Origin of the sequence: Xanthomonas sp. SHU 166 (assembly GCF_000364685.1) — a bacterium.
GTDB classification, from domain to species: Bacteria; Pseudomonadota; Gammaproteobacteria; order Xanthomonadales; family Xanthomonadaceae; genus Xanthomonas_A; species Xanthomonas_A sontii.
This window is the reverse complement of sequence record NZ_AQOJ01000515.1, coordinates 1-829: the sequence shown is the minus strand read 5'-3', so window position 1 is coordinate 829 and position 829 is coordinate 1. Positions and strand designations below refer to the sequence as shown.

Below are 829 nucleotides of genomic sequence, written 5' to 3'. Positions count from 1 at the left end.
TGTCGAACTGTGGCAGGAACGCCGCGGGCGCACGCCGCTACTGCCGCCGGCCCTGCTGCGGCTGCCCAGCGTGCGCTTCGCGCTGCTGGTGGGCGGGGTGTTCTTCACCTGCTGGAGCGGTTTCATGTTCGTGCTGGCGCTGACCCTGCAGACCGGCGCCGGCCTCTCGCCGCTGCAGTCCGGCAATGCGTTCATCGTGCTGGGCGCGGCCTACTTCGCCTCCGCGCTGGTCAGCGCCCGCGTGGCGGCGCGCTGCGGCCCGCTGCCGACGCTACTGCTGGGCTGCCTGGTGCAGATGCTGGGCCTGCTGGCGCTGGGCTGGACGCTGCACGCCGTGTGGCCGCATCCGGGCGTGCGCAACCTGGCCCCGGCGACCGCACTGATCGGCGCCGGCCAGGCCTGGATCGTGGCCAGCTTCTACCGCATCGGTCTGTCGCAGGTGTCCACCGAGCATGCCGGCGCGGGCAGCGCCATGCTCTCCACCATCCTGCAGGCGGCGATGGGCCTGGGCCCGGCGGCGCTGGGCGCGATCTACGCCCACGCCCGTGGTGGCGGCAGCCTGGCCGCGATGCAGGCGGCGCTGAACAGCGAGTGGCTGGCGATGCTGCTGCTGGTGATCTGCGCACTGTTCTATCTGCGCCGGCAGCGTCGCGCGGGGGCAACGGCGACGGCACCGAGCGCCGCGCTGCCGCCGATCGCCGAGTAGGCCGCGCGGCACCGCCCGCGCGTCTGCCGCCGCCACCGCGCGGCAACGAATGCCGGCGGCCGTCCGGCTATAATCCGCCATCCCTTTCGACGCCCTCCGGCCGCCGGCCGGCGGGCGCCCTGC

At 74.4% G+C, this 829-nt stretch carries 1 protein-coding gene; it reads left to right on the top strand.

Going from position 1 to position 829, the window contains the following annotated elements:
* The coding region (locus D180_RS13125) for an MFS transporter (RefSeq protein ID WP_017913148.1) at window positions 1-706 on the top strand (706 nt) is incomplete at its 5' end.
* Between the last annotated feature and the right edge of the window lie 123 nt (window positions 707-829).